The organism is Afifella pfennigii DSM 17143 (assembly GCF_000688515.1).
Classification (GTDB): Bacteria; Pseudomonadota; Alphaproteobacteria; order Rhizobiales; family Afifellaceae; genus Afifella; species Afifella pfennigii.
In genome coordinates this window covers 1-22035 of record NZ_JHZK01000027.1, presented here as the reverse complement: position 1 = coordinate 22035, position 22035 = coordinate 1, and the positions used below count along the sequence as shown (strand labels likewise).

Here is a 22035-nt window from a genome sequence, read left to right as displayed (position 1 = left end):
GTCGGACCCGCCTCTATCGAGAGAGGCGCGGCCGAAGTTTGCCTCTTCTACGACGCGGCCGCCGGGATCGGCTCGGCGGCGATGGAAAAGCCGGCCGCCAGCGCATCCAGATTGAGATGGAGGAAGCCGCGCGGCGTCGCCTTGCGAACCGCCTCCTCGATCCGGCCCCGGGCGCAGATGCCGCTCAAGGCGACCAAGGCACCGAGCGCGACCATGTTCGCCACGCGCTCGCTTCCCAGCTCCAGCGCGGTGCGGCTGATCGGCAGGTGATGTCGGCTATCGTCTCCGGGCGGCAGTTTCGGGCACAGCCTTTCATCGGCAATGACCAGCGCGCCCTCCTTCAGCAACGGCCAGGAAGGCTTCACCGCGAGCTGATCGAGCAGCACCAGATGGTCGACGGCCGTGGCGAGCGGGAAATCGACCTCGCCGCTTGAGACCACAAGGTCGGCCTTGCAGAAGCCGCCGCGCGAGGTCGGCTCATAGGTCTGCGACTGGGCCACCCGCCTGCCGTCGGCGGCAAGGGCGGCGGCAAGCATCTTGGCGCACAGGATGAGCCCCTGGCCGCCGGTGCCGCCGATGCGGATTTCGGTTCGCGCGCCTTGCATCACCGCGCTCCGTTTCTCGCCGCCGCGGCGGCGCTTCGATAGGCGGCGCCGTATTCGGGGCGATCGTTCCTGGCGAGGATGCCGGTCGGCAAATCGTTGGCGCGGAAGGGCGTGTCCACCGTGTCGCGGTAGGCGCTGGGGCGCAGCTCGCTCTTCTGGCGCATCATCATCTCCGGCGAGGAGCCCATCTCGTTCTTGCGGCCGAAGATTTCGGTGCAGTCGGAGAGGATCTCGATGAAGGCGAAGCCCTCGTGCCGGAGACCTGCCTTGATCAATTCCTTCAGCTTGGGAACGTGCCGCGTCACCTCGCGGCCGACGAAACCGGCGCCAGCCGCCGTCGCCAGCGCGCAGGCATCGAAATGCGGCTCGGCGTTGCCGAGCGGCGTCGTCGTCGTCAACCGGCTCTGCGAGGTGGTCGGCGACACCTGCCCGCCGGTCATGCCGTAGACCTCGTTGTTGAGCATCAGACAGGTGAGCTTCAAATTGCGCCGGCAGGCGTGGATGAGATGATTGCCGCCGATGGCCAGGCAATCGCCGTCGCCGGTGATGACCACCACGTGCAGGTCGGGCCGCGCCAGCGCCAGGCCGGTGGCGTAGGCGATGGGGCGGCCATGGGTAACGTGAAAGGTGTTGGCGTCGATATAGGCGGAAAGCCTTCCCGCGCAGCCGATGCCGGAGACCACCGCCAGAGCGTCCTTGTCGATCTCAAGGTCGTGGATCGCCCACAAAAGCGCCCGCAAAGCCATGCCGTGGCCGCAGCCCGGACACAGGAAATGCGGCATCATCTGCTTGCGCAGATAGTCGGTGACGTCAAAGGCCGCGGCCGTATCGATACTCATCGGACCTCCTTGGCGAGTGCGGTGATGCTGGCGGCAATCTGTGCCGGCGCGATCGCCTCGCCGCTGAAGAGATTGAGCCCCTTGACCGGCGCCCCGGCGAGCACCCGCTCCACCTCCAGGCGAAGCTGGCCGGTATTCATCTCCGGCACGAGCACCGCCTTCGCCTTGGCGGCGGCCTCGCGCAGCGCCGCTTGCGGAAACGGCCACAGCGTCACCGGGCGGAAGAGGCCGGCGCGCACGCCCTTGGCGCGGCATTCCTCGATCGCGCGCATCGCCGCGCGGGCGCTGATGCCGATGGCGACGATGACGATCTCGGCGTCCTCGCAGTGGATCGTCTCCCAGGAATCGATGGCGTCACGGCGCCCGTCGAGCTTGGAGAAGAGCCGCGACAGGTTGCGGGTGACGGCTTCCGGGTTCTGGGTCGGGAAGCCGTCCTCGGCATGGGTCAGGCCGGTCGTGTGGGTGCGGTAGCCGGCGCCGGGAAGCGGCATCGCCGGAATGGCGTCGCCGTCCGCGGCATAGGGCTTGTAGTCGGCGGCCGGGCCGCTCGCCCATTTGCGCTCCACGCGCCCGCGAGGATGCGCGGCGCCGAGCGCGACGGTTTCGGAGAGCTGCGCGATCACCTGATCGTAGAGGAGCACGACGGGGGTGCGGTACAATTCCGCCAGGTCGAAGGCGCGGATGGTCTCGTCGTAGATCTCGCGCACCGAGGCCGGGGCGAGCGCGATGAGGGGATAGTCGCCATGGCTGCCCCAGCGCGCCTGCATGATGTCGGCCTGCGAGGGGCGGGTCGGCATGCCGGTGGAGGGGCCGCCGCGCATCACGTTGACGATGACGCAGGGTATTTCGGCGCCCGCCGCGTAGCCGAGATTTTCCTGCTTCAGCGAGAAGCCGGGGCCGCTGGTCGCGGTCATCGACTTGAGGCCGCCCATGGAGGCGCCGATCACCGCCGCCATCGCGGCGATTTCGTCCTCCATCTGCACGAAGACGCCGTCGACCTTGGGCAGTTCCAGAGACAACCGCTCGGCGATTTCCGAAGACGGCGTGATCGGATAGCCGGCGAAGAACCTGCATCCGGCCGCGGTCGCGGCGAGGGCGCAGGCATGGTTGCCCGACAGGAGCCTGACATCGGCGGCAGGTGCGGGCATGGCGCTGACGACGTTCATCGCGGGGCACCTTCCGAGGCCGCGTCCGCGGCCATGGCGGAGATATCCTCCAGATGCACCCTTATGGCGAAATCCGGACACAGCCACTCGCATAGCCGGCAGCCGGTGCATTTCTCCGGCTCGGCGAGCTCCGCGATGCGCTCCGCGTTCAAGCGCAGGCAGCGCTCCGGGCAGATCTTGACGCAGATATCGCAGCTCTTGCACCAGGCAGCGACGATGTCGAGACGCACCCGATAGGCCGGGTCGGCGGGAGCGGGCGCCTCCGCGGCGCGCGATTCCACCGCCGGGGTGACGACGCGCGCTTCCTCGATCCAGGCGCGTCCTCGCCGGAAGGCGTCGAGATTGACGCTGACCGTCTTCTTCGGGACGAACTTGGCGACCGTCTGTTCCCAATCGGCGGCCGGAAACCGCAGGGCGGTCGACAGGGCGCCGAGAAGGACGACGTTGGCGGCGCGCTCGTTGCCGAGCTCCTCGGCCATCTGGGTGGCATCGATGGCATAGCCTTCGCCGACCTGCGAAATCACGTCCGCGGGCGTCTCGCGCGAATAGCGCAAGGGCGCGCCGGGGCGGCGATTGAGGCAGGCAAAGGGGGGCACGATGCGCTTGGTGTCGCAGATGAAGATGCCGGTTTCCGGCTTCAGATAGGGCAGCCAGCGCAGGCCCTCGGCCCATTCCAGCGCGATGAGAATGTCGGCCTCGCCCTTCGGTATGGTCGGCGACCAGACCTGACGGCCGAAGCGCACATGGCTGAACACGGCGCCGCCGCGCTTGGCCATGCCGTGCACCTCGCTCTGCTTGACCTGGAAGCCTTGCGCCTGCGCCAGAAGCGCGAGCACCTTGGAGACCATGATGACGCCCTGGCCGCCGACGCCGACGATGAGGACGTTGAGCGGCTCGGCCGACGGTTCGACGGCGGCGGCCGGGCTGGCCGGCGCCGGGGCAGCTTCGCTGGCGGAGTTCGGAGAGCCGCTCATTGCTTCACCGCCGCGGCCGGCTTGATGCAGTCGATGGTGCAGACCTGGGCGCACAAGGTGCAGCCGATGCACAGCGCTTGGTCGATCTTGACCTTGTGGCGATCCTCAAAGGTCTCGTCGCTCCAGGTCAGGGCGGGGCAGCCGAGATTCATGCAGGACTGGCAGGCATTGCATTCGGCGGTGACGACCTGCATCGCCGGTCCCTTGATCTTGACGGGATCGAGCACGCAGGGCCGGTTGGCGATGAGGACGGAGACGCCGCGATGGGCGATCGCCTCGCGCAGCGCCTGGTACATGACGGCGAGATCGTAGGAATCGATGACGCGCACCCAATCGACGCCCACCGCACGCACCAGCGCCTCGTAGTCGACGCTCGGCGCCTCCTCGCCGCGCAGCGTCTTGCCGGTGCCGGGATGCTCCTGACCGCCGGTCATGGCGGTGATGTGGTTGTCGAGCAACAAGACGGCGATATCGGCGCGGTTGTAGACCGCGTCGATCAAGGCCGGCAATCCGGCATGCAGGAAGGTGGAATCGCCGATGGTGGCAACGACCGGCTTGGGCTCGCCGGCCTTGGCCATGCCGATGGCGTTGCCGATCGAGGAGCCCATCGACACGGTGGTATCGATGCCGCGCAAGGGATCGAGGCAGGCCAGGGTGTAGCAGCCGATATCGCCGGAAACGCGCGCGCCGGAGGCGCGCACCGCCATGAAGGCGGAGGTATGCGGGCAGCCGGCGCACAGCACCGGCGGGCGCACCAGCGGCTCGCCCGACCAGCCGCTTTTCTGCGGCTGCGGCGGCAGGATGCCGGCCTCCTGAAAGCCGGCGCGCACCAGCTCGGGCGAGAGTTCGCCGGCGCGCGGGAAATAGCGCTTGCCCTCCACCTCGTAACCGAGCGCCCGGATCTCCTTCTCGATCACCGGCTCCAGCTCTTCCACGACGAAGACGCGCCCGACGGATTCGCAGTAGCGGCGCAAGAGCCCCTCCGGCAGCGGCCAGGAGGCGCCGAGCTTCAAAACGCTGGCATTGGGCAACACTTCGCGCACATAGGGGTAGCAGGTGCCGGCCGTGATCACCCCGAAACTCGCCTCGCCCGGCTCCCAGCGATTGATCGGCGCCTCGTCGAAATACTCCTTCAGGCGCGCTTCGCGCTCCAGCACGGCACCGTGGCGCAAGCGGGCATGCGCCGGGATCATGACGTTCTTGGAGGGCTCCTCAAGGAAGCCGCGCGGCTCCGGCTCGCTGCGCTCGCCCACGGCAACGGTGCTGCGGGTGTGCGACAGGCGCGTGGTGCCGCGAACGATGACGGGCGTGTCGAAGCGCTCCGACAGCTCGAACGCCAGCTTGGTGAAGTCGAGCGCCTCCTGGGCATCGCTCGGCTCCAGCACCGGCAGGGTCGCGAGCGCGCCGTAAATGCGCGTGTCCTGCTCGTTCTGCGAGCTATGGATGCCGGGATCGTCGCAGACGGCGAGCACCAGCCCGCCATTGACGCCGATATAGGTCTGCGACATGAGCGCGTCGGCGGCGACGTTGAGGCCGACATGCTTCATGGCCGCAAAGGCGCGCTTTCCGGCGAAGGAAGCGCCTATCGCCACGTCGAGAGCGACCTTCTCGTTGGTGGACCATTGCGCGTGCAGGTCTTCGGCCGGATAGGTCGCCAGCGCTTCGAGGATTTCCGTGCTCGGCGTTCCGGGATAGGCCGCGGCCACCTTGACGCCGGCTTCCCAGGCGCCGCGGGCGATCGCCTCGTTGCCGGTAAGGGGGCGCACTTCCCTGGCCTCGGCCGGCGTGGGGCCGGCGGCCTCCTGTGATGAACGCATTCGATGTCCCTCCCCGACCGGCTCAGCGATCGTGCGCGAGCGGGCGATTTTGTTCAGTTCGTTTTCAAAGGTAATTGAGCTAAGTCAAAGCGATTGCACATCATGATACGGCGGCGTATTGCCGCCCTCTTCTTTGAAGAATTCCAGCTTTTTGGCTGTATCGACAACGAAACATCAGCGCTTCCCGGCGCCAGAATGCTTGCGGACGAAATCGACGAAGCCGTCATCGGCATGCTTGCGAGGAAGATGCATGGACGGCGCAGTTGCCGCGAGGCGCCCGGATCGCGGATTTTCTTCAAAGCGCTCGATCCCCCGCCTCGATATCCGCATCGGCCCGTCACACGCCGAGATAGGCGGCCCGCACCCGCTTGTCGGCCAGCAGCTCCGCGGCGGCGCCGCTCGCCACGACGCGCCCGGTCTCAACGACGTATCCGCGATCGGCAATGGCCAGCGCGGCGCTGGCGTTCTGCTCCACCAGGAGCACCGTCAGGCCGGTTTGCTTCAGACGTTGGACGGCACCCAAGATCTGCTCCACCAGAATCGGCGCGAGCCCCATCGAAGGCTCGTCGAGAAGGAGGAGGCGAGGCCCCGCCATCAGGGCGCGGCCGATCGCCAGCATCTGCTGCTGGCCGCCCGACAAGGTACCGGCGGCGGCATGGCGGCGTTGGAACAGCACCGGAAACAGCTCGTAGACGGGATCGAGCTCCGCCTTGAAATCGACGTCTCGCCGGGTCCAGGCGCCGAGCTTGAGATTGTCCTCCACCGAGATCGGCTCGAACAATTGCCGGCCCTCCGGCACCTGCGCGATGCCGAGCGCCACGCGCTTATGCGCGGCAAGCGCCTCGATCGGACGATCCTCGAAGACGATACGGCCGGCGGAAACCGCCTGGACGCCGGAAATGGCGCGCAGCAAGGTCGTCTTGCCGGCGCCGTTGGCGCCGATGAGGGAGACGATCTCGCCGGCCCTGACCTCGACCGAGACGCCGTGCAGCGCCTCGATGCGCCCGTAGCAGCTCTTCAGGTCCTCAACCGACAGCAAGGGCCGCCTCCCGCGTCCCGTGCACGCCGAGATAGGCCTCAATCACCGCCGGATTATTGCGCACCTCGGCGGCCGCGCCCTCGGCCAGCGTATGGCCGTCGGCGAGGACATGAATGCAGTCGGAGACGTTCATCACCAGCCGCATGTCGTGCTCCACCAGCACCACGGTGACGCCGTCGGCGGCGAGCGCGCGGATGATCGCCTTGATCTCTTCCGTCTCCACGGCGTTGCAGCCGGCGGCCGGCTCGTCGAGCAGGAGAAGCCTCGGCTCGCTGGCGAGCGCCCGGGCGATCTCCAGGCGCTTGAGGGCGCCATAGGACATGCCGCCGGCAGGCTGGTCGGCCATGGAAGCAAGGCCGACACGCGCCAGGGCCGCCATGGCCCTTTCGCGGCTGCGGCGGTTCTGCTGCAAGACCGCCGGCAGATGCAACAGATCGGCGATGAGGCCGGTCGCCTCGTGGCGATGGCAGCCGACCATCACGTTCTCCAGCGCCGTCATGCGGAAGAATATCTGCAGGTTCTGGAAGGTGCGCGACAGGCCGCGCCGGGCGAGCTTGTCCGGCGGCAGAGCGGTCACGTCCTCGCCGGCGATGAGGACGCGCCCCTCATCGGCCACGTAGAGGCCGGAAATGACGTTGAAAAGCGTCGTCTTGCCGGCGCCGTTCGGCCCGATGATGGAGAAGACGAGGCCCTCCTCGACTTCAAGGCTCACCCTGTCGACGGCGCGCAGCGCACCGAAGGAGATCGACAGCCGATCGGTCGACAGCACGATCATGACCGCCTCGCACCGAGGGCCGCGGCAAGGGTCGGCACGATGCCCTCGCGCAGGAAGATCATAATGCAGATGATGATGAGGCCGAGCACCATGTGCTCGTAGTCGTGCAGAACCGTCAGCGTCTGCGGCAGCACCACGAGGACCGCCGTGCCGACGAGCGAGCCCAGGATCGATCCCATGCCGCCCAAAACCACCATGGCGACCAGTTCTATGGAGCGCAGGAAACCGGCCACATCCGGCGTGATATGGCCATTGAACAGCGCCAGATAGGAGCCCGCCACGGAGGCGTAGACCGCGGCGAGAACGAAGGCGGCGAGCTTCTTTCGCGCCACATCGACGCCGAGCACGCTCGCCGCCACCTCGCCGTCATGGATGGCCCGCAGCGCCCGTCCGGTCGGGCTGTCGATGAGGTTCAGCGCCAGCTTCGCCCCGAGGAGAAAGGTGATGGCGGAAATCCAGTACCAGGTCACCGTTCCCTTCGCCGTCCAGCCGAAGAGCTGCATGCGCTCCACCGCCATCCCGTCCGGGCCGCCGGTGAACTCGGCTTCGTTGGTCAGGACGATGGCGATCAAGAGCCCGAAACCGAGGGTGGCGACGGCGAGATAGTGCCGCTTCAGCCGCAGGATCGGGCGCCCGACGATGAAAGCGACAAGGGCCGATAGCGCCGCGCCGGCCAGAAGGGAAAGCCAGGATGGCAGGCCCAGATGCGCCGGGCCGATGGCCACTGCATAGGCGCCGATGCCCATGAAGCCGGCATGCCCGAGGCTGATCTGTCCGGCATAGCCCATGAGAAGGTTGAGGCCGAGGCAGGCCAGCGCAAAGATCAGCACCAGGGCGGCGATGCGGTAATGATAGCTGGAGGCGAGGAAGAGGGGCGTCACGGCGACAAGCACCGTCAGCGCCGCAGGCAGCGCGAGCGGGTGCCGCCGCAGCGAGGCGAGGCGGCTGCGGATGGGGCGCGCGGCCGGCGTGAGGGTTTCGTCCTGCACGACCTAGACCCGTTCCACCCTCGTCTTGCCGAACAGACCTTGCGGCATGGCGAACAGGACGGCGAGGATGACGAGAAAAGCGACGGCGTCCTTGTATTGGGAGGAGAGGTAGCCGGCGGCAAACGCCTCCAGGAGGCCGAGCAGCAGCCCGCCCACCACTGCGCCGAGGGCGCTGCCGATGCCACCGAGCATGGCCGCGGCGAAACCCTTCAGCGCCAAAAGGGTGCCGACGTCGAAGCTGGTCAGCGTGATCGGCGTAATCAGGATCCCCGCCGCCGCGCCGATGGCGGCCGACACGGCGAAGGAAAAGCCGACGATCTGGCGTGTATCGATGCCGACCAGGCGCGCCGCCAGTCGGTTGGCGGAGGTGGCGATCAGGGCCTTTCCGAACAAGGTGCGGTCGACGAAGGCCCACAAGAGCACCACGATGACGACGGCGCCGGCGAGCACGACCAGGCTCTGGGGCAGGATGGCGGCCCCGCCGATGCGGATCGGCTCGCTGCCGAAGATGGGCGGCAGGGTGTGGAAGCGCTTGTCGAAGACGACCTGGGCGAGGCCGCGCAGGAAGATCGACGCGCCGATGGTGATCATGATGAGGACGATGGGATTGGCGGTGCGCGCCGGCTCGATCGCCAGACGATGGAGCGCCAATCCGACCACGACCGTTGAGGCGATCGCGGCAAGCGCGGCCAGCGGCAGCGGCAGCCCCGCCATGGCGAGAAACACCGTCGTCATGCCGCCCAGCATGACGAATTCGCCCTGGGCGAAGTTGATGACGTCGGAGGCGTTGTAGATCAGGGTGAAGCCGAGCGCCACCAGCGCATAGACGGTGCCCACGGTTAGGCCCGAAAAGGCGAATTGCAGGTTCTCCGCCATGGTCACCTTCATCCTTCTGCGGCGGGCTTCTGCGGCGGGCGCGAGCGATTGGAACCCGCAACCGGGCGGACCGAACGGATCGGCCCGGCCGGCGCCTCTAGATGCCGCCGATCCGATGCAACCCTCGCCGCGCCGCTCCATCGACGAGCCGGGCAGCGCCCTCCCCGCCGGGGAAGGCGCGGCTCACTCCACCAGCGTCCAGTCTCCGCTCTCAATCTCCAGCATGCGGAAGGCGGAGAGATCGAGCCCCAGATGATCGCTGGGCGACATGTTGACGACGCCACCGGTGCCGACGAAGCCGCTGGTCTTCTCGATCTCGTCGCGAACCTTGGCCGGCTCGAAGCCACCGGCGCGCTTTGCCGCCTCGATCAGGATCATCAGCCCGTCATAGGCGTGGCCGCCGAAGGTGGAGACGTCCTGGCCGGTCTTTTCCTCGTAGGTCTGCTTGTAGCTCACCACCACCGGCTTCTGCGGGTCGCCATCGGGCAGCTTGTCGGCGATGAGAAGCGCCGCCGCGGGCAGCCTGACGCCGTCTGCGGCATCGCCGGCGAGCTCGATGAACTGCTTGGAAGCAACGCCATGGCTCTGATAGAGCGGCAGGGAAATGCCGAGCTGGCGGTAGTTGCGCGTGACGATGGCCGGCCCCTGGCCGAAGCCCGGATTAACCACCGCCTGAACGCCATCGGCGTTCTTGATATTGGTGAGCTGCGGGGTCATGTCGCTGTCGCGCGGCCCGTAGGTCTCCTCGTGCACGATGGTGATGCCGTGATCCGGCGCCACTTTCTTGCATTGCGCATGCATCGACTTGCCGAAGCCGCCGGTGCCGGAGATGAGGGCAACGGAGGTCAGATCGCGCTCTTTCAGGTCGGTAAAGATCTTCTCGCAGGCCATGGTGTCGGTATGCGGGGTCTTGAAGACCCATTGGCGCACCGGCTCGACGATCTGGATGGCACCGGCGAGCGAGATGAACGGGATCTCCGCCTCCTCGAAGACGGGGGCCATGGCGAGCGTTGAGCCGGTGGTGCTGCCGCCGACGACGGCGACGACCTCGTCCTGCTCTACCAGGCGGGTCGCGAAGGTGCGCGCGGCATTGGGATCGGCGGCATCGTCGTAGACGACGAGTTCCAGCATCTCGCCATTGACGCCGCCGGCCGCATTGATCGCCTCGACATACATTTCGAGAGTCTTTTTCTCGGGATCGCCGAGAAACGAGGCCGGACCGGTGACGGAAAGCACGGAGCCGATCTTGATCTCCGCGAAAGCCTCACCACCCGCAAGCAACATCGCCAGGCCAGCGCAAACGCCGGCCACCGGCATCTTCCATGACCACATGGCCTCCCCCCTCCCCTTAGAATACAACTCTTCCAGAGTTTTTATTTCTTGGAGACGTTTCCTGCCACGAACCCGCGATTACGGTAATTGACCTAAATCAACGGGATATTCGCCGCGCTTCGCCTTGCGGGCGGTGAGATGAAGGCGGCCCGTTCAAGGGCCTCATCCTTTCGTCGAAGAAGCGGCCCGGCGTCGTCCGAGCCGCGGCTTCGGCTCAGCGACAGAGGAAGAAGGCGGTGGTGCGGCCCTTGCCCTTCAGCGTGATGAAGCCGCGCTCCTCGAAGCTGAAGCGGTGGGCGAGCGCCTCGCGCACCTCCGGCGAAACCTGGATGCGGTTCGGCAGCCCGTTCGCCTCCAGGCGACTGGCCACGTTCACCGTGTCACCCCAGACGTCGTAGATGAACTTGCGCCGGCCGATGACGCCAGCCACGACCGGGCCCGTATGGATGCCGATCCTCACCCTCAGTTCCAGACCGCCATCGCGGTTCAGCTTATGGAGCTTCTCCAGGATGCCGAGCGCGAATTCGGCCATCGCCTCGACATGATCGTGACGCGGCTCCGGCAGGCCGGCGGCGGCCATGTAGGCATCGCCGATGGTCTTGATCTTCTCCACACCGAGGTCGGCCGCCAGCAGGTCGAAGTCGGAGAAGATGCGGTCGAGCCGGTTGACAAGACGCGCCGGCGTCATGGCGGCGGCGACCGGCGTGAAGCCGACGATGTCGGCAAAGAGGATGGAGACGGCGTCGAAGCGGTCGGCGATGATGGTCTCGCCCTCGTTGAGCCGCTCCACGATCGCCGCCGGCAGGATGTTGCGCAGCAGTCGGTCGGATTTCGCCTTCTCCTCGCTGATCTGGACCAGATAGGCCTGCTCGCGCTCGCGCCACCGCTTGCGCTCCAGGCAGGCGTTGATGCGGGCGCGCAGCAGCACGATATCGCACGGCTTCGGCAGGTAGTCGTCGGCCCCCGCCTCGATGCATTTCAGCACGGCCCCGGTCTCGTTGAGGCCGGAGACGACGATCACCGGTATCTGGTACCAGCGCTCGTTCGCCTTCAGCCTCAGGAGCACGTCGAGCCCGTTCATGCCCGGCATCAGAAGGTCGAGGAGGATGAGGTCGAAGGCCTCGTCCTGGAGAACGGCAAGCGCCTCCATGCCAGAGGCGACGGAGGTGACCTCATGCCCATCCTGGCGCAGACGGCGGGAAAGCAGATCGCGGTTGGATTGATTGTCGTCGACGACGAGAACGCGGCCGACCTCGCGCACCCGCGCCTGGCTTTCCTGCGGCGCAAGCGTATTCAGAAGCTTGGCAACGACGGCCTCCCCTTCTGCGCCAGGCACCGGCTCCGGGGCACTGCCGTCGCGGGTGAGGTCGACGATGGTGTCGACGCGCTCAAGGAGCTGGCGGGCCTCGTGCAGGAGCTTGGCGATGTCGGGCAAGAGGTCGACCGCCTCGGGGAATTCGTCGATATCTTCCACCGCCATCTCGGTATAGCCGATGATGGCGTTGAGCGGCGTGCGCAGATCGTGCCGGAGCTTGGCTTCCTCGTCGGCGAGCGCCCTGATGTCGGCGGCGGAGGCTCGAGGCTTGGGATCGCGCAGACCGTCGACGAGCGTCGACAGCGTCGTCGCCGCCTTCAAAACGTTCTCGAAAAAGAACGAGAGCTCATCGACACCCAGCTTGCGGCATTCCTCCAGGATGATCTCCTGGTAGCCGGAGATGCCGCGGACCGGATTGACGAGATCCTCCCAGACGAGGGCAAGTCTTGCCCGTCGCTCAAAGTCGGGATCGGTCGCCAGGCGTTCCATCGCGCACCGTGCCTCAAGCCTCGGAGGGCGCTGTCTTGTCGAGCAGGCGCGAGATTTTCTCAAGCAGACGCGGCAGCTCGATGGGCTTGGTGTCGTAGTCGTCGCAACCGGCGCCCAGCGCCTCCTCGCGATCGGAATCCATGGCATGCGCCGTCAGCGCGATCACGGGAATGCCGGCCGTGGTAGGGTCAGCCTTCAAGCGGCGCGTCGCTTCCCAGCCGTCGAGCACCGGCAGGCTCATATCCATGAGCACGAGTTCCGGGCGGTCGGAGGCGACCTTCGCCAGGCCCTCCGCGCCATCGGCCGCCGTCAGGACTTCGTGACCCCTGCGCGCCAGGCGGCGGGTCAGCATGTCCCGGTTCATCTCGTTGTCCTCGACCAAGAGAATTCTTGCCACCGGCGCCTCCGCTACCGCGTTCGCTACGATTGCGACCCGCGGGACGCCGGCTCTGCCTTGCCGTGTGTCCGCCGCGCGGCCTCAACCATGTTCCTCAGCGTCTCCACCAGCGTGAGACGGTTGTACGCTCCTTTCTGAAAGACCTCCAGCGTGTTGCTTTCAAGCCAGCGCCGTTCCTCGCGCGTCAGGTCCTTGGAGGTGATGATCGCCACGGGCACGTCGCGGGTGCTCTCCTCCTGGCGGAGCGCGGCGAGCAGCTCAAAGCCATCCATGCGCGGCATCATCAGGTCCAGGAGGATAACGGCGGGGCGGGCCCGCAGCGCCTGCGCGAGGCCGTCGACGCCGTCCTGCGCCTCGCGCACGCTCCAGCCCTCGCGCGTCAGGGCGCGGCGGAGCATATCGCGGGTGCCGGGATCGTCGTCGACGACGAGCACGTCGGCGGCCTGCGCCTCCGTCACCAGCCGGCCGAGCAGCCGCTTCAACTCGGAAGCATCGACAGGCTTCGTCAGGTGCTCGGCCGCGCCCAGAGCAAGGCCCATATCGCGGTCGCCAAGAACGGTGGCGAGGATCACCGGGATGTCGCGCAGCTCCGGATCCTGCTTCAGCGAACGCAGCACCGTCCAGCCGTCCGGATCGGGCATGATGATGTCGAGGATGATGGCGGTCGGCTTTTCCTCACGGGCAAGGCGCAGCCCCTGCTTGCCGCCCGCCGCCGTCAGCACGCGGTAGCCCTCGCCCGCAAAGACTTGCGAGAGCGCCTCGCGGGTCGCCGTGTCGTCGTCGACGATGAGGACGGTGCCAAGGGCGCCCTTCTCGCCGGCCTGCTTGGCCTCCTCCACCGGCATCTCGGCATGGCGCGGCAAAGAGAGCGTGAAGGTGGAGCCCTTGCCGTGTTCGCTCTCCACGGTGACATCGCCTCCGAGCATACGGCAGAACTGGCGGGTGATGGTGAGGCCGAGGCCGGTGCCGCCGTAGTTGCGCGAGGTGGAGACATCGGCCTGGGTGAAGGCCTCGAAAAGCCGGCCCTTCTGCTCCGGCGTCATGCCGATGCCGGTATCGGAGACCGCGAACTCCAGCCAGTCGGCACCGTCCGGGCCGACGACCGGGCGAACGTTGAGACGGATCGTCCCCGCCTCGGTGAATTTGGAGGCGTTGCTCAACAGATTGAACAGGCTCTGACGTATCTTCATCTCATCGGAACGCATCTCGCCGAGATCGGCGTCAGCGACAATCTCCAGAACGTTGCCCTTCTTGTCGATCAAGGGCGCGATGGTGGTGCCGACCTCCTCGATCAGGCCCTCGACCTGAAAAGGCTCGATGAGGACGTCCATCCGCCCCGCCTCTATTTTGGCGAAGTCGAGAATGTCGTTGATGAGGCCGAGAAGGTGGCGTCCGGCGCCGCCGATCTTCTGAAGTTCGGGAACGAAGGCGTTCTCGCCAAGGTCTTCCGCCTCTTCGATCAGCATCTCGCTATAGCCGATGATGGCGTTGAGCGGCGTCCTCAGCTCATGGCTCATATTGGCGACGAACTGGCTCTTCGCCTTGTTGGCGGCGTCGGCGACCTCCTTGGCCTCCTCCAGTTCGCTCTGGCGATCCTTCAGCTCAGTGATATCGGCGAAGACGCCGACCGTGTGCCCGTCGGCCGTGCGCCGCTCGCTGACACGCATCCACCGGCCTTCGCCGTAGCGCTGCTCGAAGAAGCCCTCGGCACGACGGTGCCGTTCCAGCCGCTGGCGCAGCCATTCCTCGCGGGGCAGGCCGTTGATCTCGGCGATGCCGTCCGAGATCAGCTTCTGCAGCATCTCCTCGAAGCTTTGGCCGGGCTCGGCGGGCGAGCCATACATGTTCCGGTAGCGGCTGTTGGCGATGATGAGACGGTCCTGCGCGTCGAAGATGGCGAAGCCCTCGGAGATCGTCTCAATCGCCGTCTCCATCATCCGCGCCTGACGTTCCGTCTTCTCCTCCAGGCGCGTTCGCTCGGCGATGCTGTCGCGAAAGAGGGTGAGCGTGCGCGCCATGGTGCCGATCTCGTCGTGGCCGGCCGGCGGGATATCGACGTCGGTATCGCCCTCAATCATCGCCGACATCGCCCGGTCGATGCGCCGCAGCGGCGTGACGATCGAGCGGAAGACGACAAGGGTCAGGAGAAAGCCGAGGAGACCGACGCCGGCGACGATCAAAACCGAGGTGCGGATGGCGCCGTTCGCTCGCGCCACGGCGGAATCGCGGGCGGCGGCGGAATCGGCGTGCAGACTGGCGGTCAGCGCGTTGAGCCGCTCATCGACGACGGTGCTGTGCTGGCGCGCCCGGGCAAGCAGCGTGTTGCCGATGACGCGGTTGTTGTCGGTGTAGGCGTCGACCGCCTCGGAGGCGATCGCCATATAAGCGTCGGTCTCGCGACCGATGACGTCGGCGGCTTGCGGATCGTAGTCGCTGAGCCGCTGCAGGTAGCGGGAGAGCCGCTGACGCGCCTCCCTGGCGTTGCGCTCCGACAAGGTGAGCTGGCTGACGGCCAAATCCGTCATCCAGTAGCGGATGTCGCCGAAGGTCTCGTTGGCGCCGCTGGCGGCCTCCATCTGCTCCAAATAGCGGGTGGCGGCGATATTGGCCTGCGCGCTGCGATAGAGTTCACGAATGATGAGGCCGCTGGTCAGCGCCAGCGCGCCGACGAGGAGGAGGGCGATCGCCGCGAGGCGGAAGCGGATGGAGGGTCGGCGCAGCGCCGACAGCAGCGAGGAGCGCTGCGGGCGCTCGGCAGCGCCGCCGCCCGCCCCCACGCCGGATTTCTCCGCCAGCGTCATTTGAACAGAGTGATGCTGATCGCGGCGCCGAGATCGCCCTCTTGGCCGCCTTCCTTGGGATAGCCGGTGATGTCGACCTCTCCGGCCGGCTCGCCGTGGCAGGAAAGGCAGGAGGCCGTGTAGTATTCCGGCACGAGGATGCGGAAAGCCTCGTTGCCGTTCTCCTCCGTCACCTCGCTGAAGGGCTCCCCCTTCGGCCAGTCGGCCTGGGCGAACTCGTCCTCGATGACGGAAATCTCCCATTGGTCGGGCCGAGCCTTGCGGTTGCGCACCAGCCGCTCCGGCGCCGTCACCTTCACACGAGCCTCCTCGCCGACCTTGTCGGCGAACCTCTCATTGACCAGGCGGGCGAAGACGGCGGGGATGAAACCCTTGAAGCCGACATCCTTGGCGTTGATGGTCGCCTGGTGCTCGCTCATCACCTCCACGATCGATTGCATCTGGGCGCGCAAGAGCCTGCCTTCGCGGCTCTGCGGATCGCTGTCGCGCGGATCTTCGCCGGTGCGCTCCTGATGGAGGGCGAGCGCGTCCTCAAGCACCTTCTCGCCACTCAATCCCTTATCGCCCACCGCAGGGTCGTTGATGAGGTCCTGGTTGCGCGAGACCACCGTGCGCGCCGAGCGCAACAGGTCGGCGAGACGCATGGCGGTCGCCGTATCGTCTGCCTCCGCCGCAGTCGCTACCGGTAACGGCGCCAGGAAAACGCCTAGAACGGAAAGAAAAAACAGGACGAGAAGCAGCCGGCGGCGGAGTACCCGTGGGCCTGCGGTCATGGGTGCCTCCCTGTCTCATTGTCCGTATCTAGAGCAATTCTATCCGAAATCTGCGCTTATCGATACTTTTTGTCGCAGGTCCTATGCGGATCGCTCGCCACGCGCCGGCGGCGGGCGAGGGCTTCCCGTTCTCCGCTCGGATGGAAACCTTCGGCCGATGCGTCTTTTTCGTGTCGGATCGGCGCCGTCATGGTCTCACCGCAAGCGAGCGCTATCTTGCGCTATCTTGCTAGGTCTCGTCCTGCCTTCAGTTTGAACCGCCAAAGAGCGCCCGCCCTTGTCTCCTTTTCTGCGAACCCGCCTCCTGGCGCCGTTGATGGCCTGCGCCATCGTCCTGACCGTGACGCCGCTCAAGGCGCAATCCACGTTTGAGGCTTTGCTTGAGCGCTTCGGCGGCAAGAACCGCTATGAGGATGTCGCCAGCTCCAATGGCCGCATCGAGGCGCAGAGCGTCGACGTGGCCACCAAGTACGCCGGCCGCTTGACCGAGGTGAACGCCCTGGAGGGGGAGATCGTGGAGGCGGGAGCCGTCCTCGCCCAGATCGACGACCGCCAAACCCGCGCCGAGCTTCTGGCCGCGCAGGCGGCCGTGCAGCGTGCGCGCGCCGCCAAGCAGGTCGCCGAGGCGTCGGTGATGCAAGCGGAAAGCGGGCTGGACCTCGCCCAGACGACCTACGAGCGCATGGTGCAGCTGAACGCCAAGGGCCATGCCAGCCAGAGCGTCCTCGACGACGCCACGAATGCGCGCAAATCGGCGGAGGCTTCGCTCGCCATGGCCAAGGCGCAAATCGCCGACGCGGAGGCTTCCATCGCCGCCGGCGAGGCGGATGTGGAAAGGCTCAAAATCGCGGTGGAGGACCTGACCATCCGCGCGCCTATCCGCGGCCGTGTGCTCTACAGGCTGCACGAGCCCGGCGAGGTGGTGCCGGCGGGGGCGGCGCTCTTCACCCTGCTCGACCTCACCGACGTCTATATGACGATCTATTTCCCCGCCCCCGTGGTGGGCGTCCTGGCGGCCAACGACGAGGCGCGCATCGTCCTCGACCCGATCCCGCAATACGTCATCCCCGCGCGCGTGACCTTCATCTCGCCGGAGGCGCAATTCACGCCCAAGACCGTGGAGACCGCCGAGGAGCGCGAGGATCTGGTGTTCCGGGTCAAGCTGACCATCCCGCGCGAGCTGCTGCAGCGCTTCGAGCAATACGTGAAGTCCGGCGTGCGCGGCCTCGGCTTCGTGCGCACCGCGCCGGGAAAGGACTGGCCCGCCGACCTCGCCGTCAAACTGCCGGAGTGAGGCCATGGGCTTCGTCGCCGAACTCAACGGCGTCAGCCACCGTTACGGCCGCGTGGCAGCGCTCCAAGAGGTGACGCTGAAGGTGCCGGCGGGCTGCATGGCGGGGCTTATCGGCCCCGACGGGGTGGGCAAGTCGACGCTTCTGGCGCTCCTGGCCGGCGTTCGTCGCCTGCAGGAGGGCAGCGTCTCCACGCTCGGCGAGGATATCGGCAAGGGCGCGGCGCGAAGGCGCCTGGCGCCACAGCTCGCCTACATGCCCCAGGGACTGGGGCGCAATCTTTATCCGACATTGTCGGTGCGCGAGAACCTTCATTTCTTCGGACGGCTCTTCGGCCAGAGGGCAGCCGAACGCGCCGCGCGCATCGACATGCTGCTGGAAGCCACGGGCCTTGCGCCGTTTTACGACCGGCCGGCGGGCAAGCTGTCGGGCGGCATGAAGCAGAAGCTCAGCCTGTGCTCGGCGCTCATCCACGATCCGGACCTGCTCGTCCTCGACGAACCCACCACCGGGGTCGACCCCTTGTCGCGGCGGCAGTTCTGGGAGCTCATCGATCGCATCCGCGACCACCTGCCCGGCATGAGCGTCGTCGTCGCCACCGCCTATATGGAGGAGGCGGAACGCTTCCACTGGCTCGCGGCCATGAACGAGGGCCGCGTCATCGCCGAAGGCAGCCCGAAGGAGCTGCGCAGCCGCACCGGCGCCGAGACGCTGGAGACGGCCTTCATCCGCCTCCTGCCGCATGGCGAGAAGCAAGAGCCGGTCTACCTGCCGCCACGCGCGGAGACGCAGGATCTGACGCCTGCCATCGAGGCGGAGGGCCTCACCAAGCGCTTCGGCGACTTCACCGCCGTCGACAATGTCAGCTTCACCATCGCGGAGGGGGAGATCTTCGGATTTCTGGGCTCCAATGGCTGTGGCAAGACGACGACGATGAAGATGCTCACCGGCCTGTTGGAGCCGAGCGAGGGCGAGACGAGGCTGTTCGGCGCGCATCTGGCCAGCTCCGACATCAAGGCGCGGCTTGAAATCGGCTACATGTCGCAGGGCTTCTCGCTCTATTCGGAGCTCACCGTGCTGCAGAACCTGCGCCTGCACGCCGCGCTCTACGGCATCGCGGCCAGCCGCCGCGAGGCGCGGGTGCGCGAGGTTCTGGAGGAGTTCGAGCTTGCGGAGGTGGGCGAGATGTTGCCGGCCGGCTTGCCGCTCGGCATCCGCCAGCGGCTGCAGCTCGCCGTCGCGGTCATCCACCAGCCGCGCATTCTCATCCTCGACGAGCCCACCTCGGGCGTCGATCCGATCGCCCGCGACGATTTCTGGCGCAAGCTCATTCGGCTGTCGCGCGAGGATGGGGTGACGATCTTCATCTCCACCCATTTCATGAACGAGGCGGAGCGCTGCGACCGCATCTCGCTCATGCATGCCGGCCGGGTGCTGGAAGTGGGCGCACCGTCCGACATCGTCGCGCGGCGCCAGGTGGCGTCGCTGGAGGAAGCCTTCATCGACTGCCTGGAAGAGGAAGGGGGCGAGGAGGACGCGCAGGAGGGCGCGCCTGTCTACGACGCAGAGAGCCGGCCGCGCTCGCCACGCAACCAGCGGCTCACCCGGCTGTGGGCCTATTGCTGGCGTGAATCGCTGGAGTTGATGCGCGATCCGATCAGGCTGTTCTTCGCGCTGGTGGGACCGCCCCTGCTTCTTCTGACGATGGGATACGGCATCACCTTCGACGTGGAGCGGCTGAGCTTTGCCGTCAACGACCAGGACCGCACGCCGGAAAGTCGCGGCTTGATCGCCGAATTCGTCGAAATCCCGCAGTTCCAGGAGCTTGTCTCATGGTCCACACGCGAGAGGCTCGACGAGAGGATGGGCAGGGGCGAGCTGACCCTGGCGCTGGAGATCCCGGAAGGCTACGGACGGGCGCTGAGGCGCGGCGACGTGCCGGAAGCGTCACTGTGGATCGACGGCGCCATGCCCTTCCGGGCCGAGACCGCGCGAGCCTACGCTCTCGGCGTGCTGCAAGCCTACGCCGCGCGCTACGCCGCCGAGCACGGGCAAGGCGCGGCACCCTTGGTCGAGGTGGAGACGCGTTTCCGCTTCAATCAAGCCTTCAAGAGCGCCAACGCCATGGTGCCCTCCACCATCATGCTCATCTTGATGGTGATCCCCGCGATCATGTCGGCCGTCAGCGTGGTGCGCGAGAAGGAAACCGGCACCATCGCCAATTTCCGTGCCACGCCGGTGCGGCAATCGGAATTCCTCATCGGCAAGCAACTGCCCTATGTCGCCATCGCCTGGTTCTCCTTCTGGGTGCTGTTCGCGATCGGGCGGTGGCTCTTCGACGTGCCGTTCATGGGCAGCCTTTCGGCTCTTGCCGCGGTGTCGCTCCTCTACGTGGTGGCGTCGACGGGATTCGGGCAACTCGTCTCCAGCTTCACCGCGACGCAGGTCGCCGCGGTCTTCGCCACGGCGATCATCTCCATCATTCCGACCGTCAACTTCTCCGGCCTCATCGTCCCGGTCTCCTCCATGAGCGAAGCCGGCCGCATCATCGGTCTCGCCTTTCCCGGCGCGTGGTTCCAGCCGGTATCGGTGGGGACCTTCGTCAAGGGCTTCGGCTGGCCAGAGGTCTCCGCGCAAGCCCTCGCCATCGCGGGGTTCTGCCTCGCCTATCTCGTTGCCGGCTCCCTGGCGCTGCGCAAGCAGGAACGCTGAAATGCAGACGCTGCGCAACATCGGCCGCCTCACCGTCAAGGAGCTGCGCGCCCTTCGCCGGGACAAGGTGATGCTGGCGCTGATGGTCTATGTGTTCACCGCCGCCATCTGGCTGGTGGCGAACGCGGTGACCACCGAGGTCCGCGACCTCTCCGTGGCGGTGGTCGACGAAGACCGCAGCCCCCTCTCCCACCGGCTGACGGACGCGATCCAGCCACCGCTCTTCGATCCGCCCGTGCTGTTGTCGCCGACGCAGGCCGCCGAGGCGCAGAGCCAGGGCGCCTATGTTCTCGTCGTCAGCATCCCACCCGATTTCGAACGCGATCTGCGGGCCGGCAGAACGGCCTCGCTGATGATCCTGGTCGATGCCACCGCGGTGGCCCAGGCAGGCAACGGCGCCGCCTTCCTGAGCCGTCTCCTGAACGAAGAAATCGCCGCCTACATGGCGCCGGGCGAGAGCGCCGCGGCACCTGTCGACGTGGTGTTTCGCGCCAGGTTCAATCCCAATCTTCAGGCGAGCTGGTTCACCGCGGTGATGCAGCTGATGAACAACGTCACCATCCTGACGCTGATCCTGGCCGGCTCCTCGATGATCCGCGAGCGCGAGCACGGGACCATCGAGCACGTCCTGGTGATGCCGGTGCGTCCCTACGAGGTGGTCGTGTCGAAGATCCTCGCCACCGGCGCCGTCATCATCGCCGCCTCCGCGCTCAGCCTCGTCTTCGTCGTCCAGGGCCTGATCGGCGTGCCGGTGACGGGCTCTTTATGGCTCTATCTTCTGGGGGCCGGCATCTATGTGATCGCGGTGGCGAGCATCGGCCTGCTGCTTGCCAGCTTCACCTCGAATATGGGGCAGTTCGGCCTCCTGGTCATTCCGGTCATCATCGTGATGTTCCTGCTTTCGGGCGGCATGACGCCGCTGGAATCGATGCCGGACTGGCTGCGCACGATGATGCGCATCATCAGCCCCTCGCCGCATTTCGTGGCCTTCGCGCAAGCCGTGCTCTACCGCGGCAGCGGCCTTCATCTCGTCGCCGGCAGCCTCGTCGCCATGGCGCTGATGGCGGCGGTGGCGCTGACGGTGGTGCTGGCGCGTTTCCGCAAGGTGCTGGCGGGCTGAGGCGTTCGCGGCGTCCTCGACGGGGAGCCGTGCGAGCTCCAGGCGAGACACGGCATCGGCAGGCGAAAGAGGCGCACGCCACGATCCTGGCGGCGATACGCGAAAAGCGCGCCGAGGACGCAGAGCGCGCCGCGCGCGCCCATATCCGCGCCGCTTTGCGCGTTCGCACGAGCGTGTCTTGAGCCCCGGCTGGAGGCGGTGCCGTTTCAAACGCGAAGCGGCGCGGGCTGGGGCCGCTTTGCGCGTTCGCACGAGCGTGTCTTGAGCCCCGGCTGGAGTTGGTGCCGTCTCAAACGCGAAGCGGTGGACCGGCCGAACGCTCCCCCTTCCAACGGGGGCGTTGCTCACAACCTTTTCGAAGAGGAGGCCGGGGGCGGCTCGGCGGCGCCGCGGCCGGCTTCTACGTAAGTCTGCGTATTGCGGCGAAACGCGCCTGTCTCCTAGAGCAGATTCGACTTAATCCGGGTCATACCCGGCGGCCTTGAAATAGTGGCGGCATTCCTCGGCGGTGAAGGCTGGCAGGCAATCGGCAACGACGGACCAGAGTTCGTCGACGGTTCTGGCGGCGGCCTTTCTGAGCAGGGCCTTGAGCTTGGAGAAGGCCATCTCGATGGGGTTGAAGTCGGGCGAGTATGGCGGGAGGAACAGAAGCCGCGCACCGGCCTTCTCGATCGCCTCGCGCACGCCGCTGATCTTGTGGACCGGCAGATTGTCCATGACCACG

At 66.8% G+C, this 22035-nt stretch carries 19 protein-coding genes; 3 read left to right on the top strand and 16 right to left on the bottom strand.

Translation table 11 applies throughout. From position 1 onward, the window contains the following. Positions 1 to 47: 47 nt before the first annotated feature. The 15 genes from Q331_RS0115715 to Q331_RS0115645 all read right to left on the bottom strand — a co-directional run bounded on the left by Q331_RS0115715 (position 48) and on the right by Q331_RS0115645 (position 16187). A complete protein-coding gene (locus Q331_RS0115715) occupies positions 48 to 605 on the bottom strand; it encodes a 2-oxoacid:acceptor oxidoreductase family protein (RefSeq protein ID WP_026381460.1) in 558 nt (185 codons plus the stop codon). After that, a complete protein-coding gene (locus Q331_RS0115710) occupies positions 605 to 1444 on the bottom strand; it encodes a 2-oxoacid:ferredoxin oxidoreductase subunit beta (protein ID WP_026381459.1) in 840 nt (279 codons plus the stop codon). Before Q331_RS0115710 ends, Q331_RS0115715 begins: the two co-directional genes overlap by 1 nt. Next, positions 1441 to 2610, bottom strand: a complete 1170-nt coding sequence (locus tag Q331_RS0115705) for a 2-oxoacid:acceptor oxidoreductase subunit alpha (RefSeq protein WP_026381458.1) — start codon at positions 2608 to 2610, stop codon at positions 1441 to 1443. The genes Q331_RS0115710 and Q331_RS0115705 overlap by 4 nt, the downstream gene beginning before the upstream one ends. Beyond that, on the bottom strand, positions 2607 to 3584 hold the full coding sequence (locus Q331_RS22065) for a 2-oxoacid:acceptor oxidoreductase family protein (RefSeq protein ID WP_051631244.1): 978 nt from the start codon (positions 3582 to 3584) through the stop codon (positions 2607 to 2609). The genes Q331_RS0115705 and Q331_RS22065 overlap by 4 nt, the downstream gene beginning before the upstream one ends. Further along, positions 3581 to 5401 (bottom strand): indolepyruvate ferredoxin oxidoreductase subunit alpha, encoded by a 1821-nt coding sequence (iorA, locus tag Q331_RS0115695; RefSeq protein ID WP_026381457.1) that lies wholly within the window; start codon positions 5399 to 5401, stop codon positions 3581 to 3583. The genes Q331_RS22065 and iorA overlap by 4 nt, the downstream gene beginning before the upstream one ends. A 53-nt stretch (positions 5402 to 5454) precedes the next feature. Next, the gene (locus Q331_RS23955) at positions 5455 to 5700 is read right to left on the bottom strand and encodes a hypothetical protein (RefSeq protein ID WP_169738527.1); all 246 of its coding nucleotides are present in this window, start codon (positions 5698 to 5700) and stop codon (positions 5455 to 5457) included. Between the two features lie 38 nt (positions 5701 to 5738). Further along, the gene (locus Q331_RS0115685; RefSeq protein ID WP_026381456.1) at positions 5739 to 6440 is read right to left on the bottom strand and encodes an ABC transporter ATP-binding protein; all 702 of its coding nucleotides are present in this window, start codon (positions 6438 to 6440) and stop codon (positions 5739 to 5741) included. Continuing rightward, entirely contained in the window at positions 6427 to 7215 is a 789-nt protein-coding gene (locus Q331_RS0115680; RefSeq protein ID WP_026381455.1) for an ABC transporter ATP-binding protein, read from the bottom strand. The genes Q331_RS0115685 and Q331_RS0115680 overlap by 14 nt, the downstream gene beginning before the upstream one ends. Next, positions 7212 to 8147, bottom strand: coding sequence for a branched-chain amino acid ABC transporter permease (locus Q331_RS0115675; protein ID WP_034492650.1), 936 nt, complete (start codon positions 8145 to 8147; stop codon positions 7212 to 7214). Before Q331_RS0115675 ends, Q331_RS0115680 begins: the two co-directional genes overlap by 4 nt. A gap of 60 nt (positions 8148 to 8207) precedes the next feature. Then, positions 8208 to 9080, bottom strand: a complete 873-nt coding sequence (locus Q331_RS0115670) for a branched-chain amino acid ABC transporter permease (protein WP_026381453.1) — start codon at positions 9078 to 9080, stop codon at positions 8208 to 8210. 183 nt (positions 9081 to 9263) lie between these two features. Then, entirely contained in the window at positions 9264 to 10397 is a 1134-nt protein-coding gene (locus tag Q331_RS0115665) for an ABC transporter substrate-binding protein (RefSeq protein ID WP_051631255.1), read from the bottom strand. 229 nt (positions 10398 to 10626) lie between these two features. Beyond that, a complete protein-coding gene (locus tag Q331_RS0115660; protein WP_051631243.1) occupies positions 10627 to 12216 on the bottom strand; it encodes an adenylate/guanylate cyclase domain-containing protein in 1590 nt (529 codons plus the stop codon). A 13-nt stretch (positions 12217 to 12229) separates the two neighbouring features. Then, complete coding sequence (locus Q331_RS0115655) at positions 12230 to 12613, bottom strand: response regulator (protein WP_026381450.1); 384 nt, start codon at positions 12611 to 12613, stop codon at positions 12230 to 12232. Between the two features lie 23 nt (positions 12614 to 12636). Beyond that, entirely contained in the window at positions 12637 to 15414 is a 2778-nt protein-coding gene (locus Q331_RS0115650) for a response regulator (protein ID WP_051631242.1), read from the bottom strand. Then, positions 15411 to 16187, bottom strand: a complete 777-nt coding sequence (locus Q331_RS0115645) for a Tll0287-like domain-containing protein (RefSeq protein WP_026381448.1) — start codon at positions 16185 to 16187, stop codon at positions 15411 to 15413. Before Q331_RS0115645 ends, Q331_RS0115650 begins: the two co-directional genes overlap by 4 nt. A gap of 277 nt (positions 16188 to 16464) precedes the next feature. On the opposite strand from Q331_RS0115645, the gene Q331_RS0115640 reads away from it, so the two are divergent. Genes Q331_RS0115640 through Q331_RS0115630 form a run of 3 tightly spaced genes read left to right on the top strand, consistent with a single transcriptional unit; the run spans position 16465 to position 21311 of the window. Beyond that, positions 16465 to 17481 carry an HlyD family secretion protein gene (locus tag Q331_RS0115640; RefSeq protein WP_026381447.1) on the top strand — a complete coding sequence of 339 codons (1017 nt, stop codon included), beginning with the start codon at positions 16465 to 16467 and terminating at the stop codon, positions 17479 to 17481. A 4-nt stretch (positions 17482 to 17485) separates the two neighbouring features. Then, positions 17486 to 20191: a ribosome-associated ATPase/putative transporter RbbA gene (gene rbbA / locus Q331_RS0115635; protein ID WP_026381446.1), complete on the top strand. Its 2706-nt coding sequence runs from the start codon at positions 17486 to 17488 to the stop codon at positions 20189 to 20191. A gap of 1 nt (position 20192) precedes the next feature. Further along, positions 20193 to 21311 carry an ABC transporter permease gene (locus Q331_RS0115630; RefSeq protein WP_026381445.1) on the top strand — a complete coding sequence of 373 codons (1119 nt, stop codon included), beginning with the start codon at positions 20193 to 20195 and terminating at the stop codon, positions 21309 to 21311. A gap of 456 nt (positions 21312 to 21767) precedes the next feature. On the opposite strand, the gene Q331_RS0115625 is transcribed toward Q331_RS0115630, so the two are convergent. Next, on the bottom strand, positions 21768 to 22035 hold a 268-nt coding region (locus tag Q331_RS0115625), incomplete at its 5' end, for a transposase (protein WP_026381444.1).

What these genes read in the sequence shown, in the direction of transcription:
- Q331_RS0115715 (WP_026381460.1), bottom strand. Translation starts at nt 605, where the DNA reads ATGCAAGGCGCGCGAACCGAAATCCGCATCGGCGGCACCGGCGGCCAG.
- Q331_RS0115680 (WP_026381455.1), bottom strand. Translation starts at nt 7,215, where the DNA reads ATGATCGTGCTGTCGACCGATCGGCTGTCGATCTCCTTCGGTGCGCTG.
- Q331_RS0115670 (WP_026381453.1), bottom strand. Translation starts at nt 9,080, where the DNA reads ATGGCGGAGAACCTGCAATTCGCCTTTTCGGGCCTAACCGTGGGCACC.
- Q331_RS0115705 (WP_026381458.1), bottom strand. Translation starts at nt 2,610, where the DNA reads ATGAACGTCGTCAGCGCCATGCCCGCACCTGCCGCCGATGTCAGGCTC.
- Q331_RS0115710 (WP_026381459.1), bottom strand. Translation starts at nt 1,444, where the DNA reads ATGAGTATCGATACGGCCGCGGCCTTTGACGTCACCGACTATCTGCGC.
- Q331_RS0115650 (WP_051631242.1), bottom strand. Translation starts at nt 15,414, where the DNA reads ATGACGCTGGCGGAGAAATCCGGCGTGGGGGCGGGCGGCGGCGCTGCC.
- Q331_RS0115660 (WP_051631243.1), bottom strand. Translation starts at nt 12,216, where the DNA reads ATGGAACGCCTGGCGACCGATCCCGACTTTGAGCGACGGGCAAGACTT.
- Q331_RS0115665 (WP_051631255.1), bottom strand. Translation starts at nt 10,397, where the DNA reads ATGCCGGTGGCCGGCGTTTGCGCTGGCCTGGCGATGTTGCTTGCGGGT.
- Q331_RS0115645 (WP_026381448.1), bottom strand. Translation starts at nt 16,187, where the DNA reads ATGACCGCAGGCCCACGGGTACTCCGCCGCCGGCTGCTTCTCGTCCTG.
- iorA (WP_026381457.1), bottom strand. Translation starts at nt 5,401, where the DNA reads ATGCGTTCATCACAGGAGGCCGCCGGCCCCACGCCGGCCGAGGCCAGG.
- Q331_RS22065 (WP_051631244.1), bottom strand. Translation starts at nt 3,584, where the DNA reads ATGAGCGGCTCTCCGAACTCCGCCAGCGAAGCTGCCCCGGCGCCGGCC.
- Q331_RS0115630 (WP_026381445.1), top strand. Translation starts at nt 20,193, where the DNA reads ATGCAGACGCTGCGCAACATCGGCCGCCTCACCGTCAAGGAGCTGCGC.
- rbbA (WP_026381446.1), top strand. Translation starts at nt 17,486, where the DNA reads ATGGGCTTCGTCGCCGAACTCAACGGCGTCAGCCACCGTTACGGCCGC.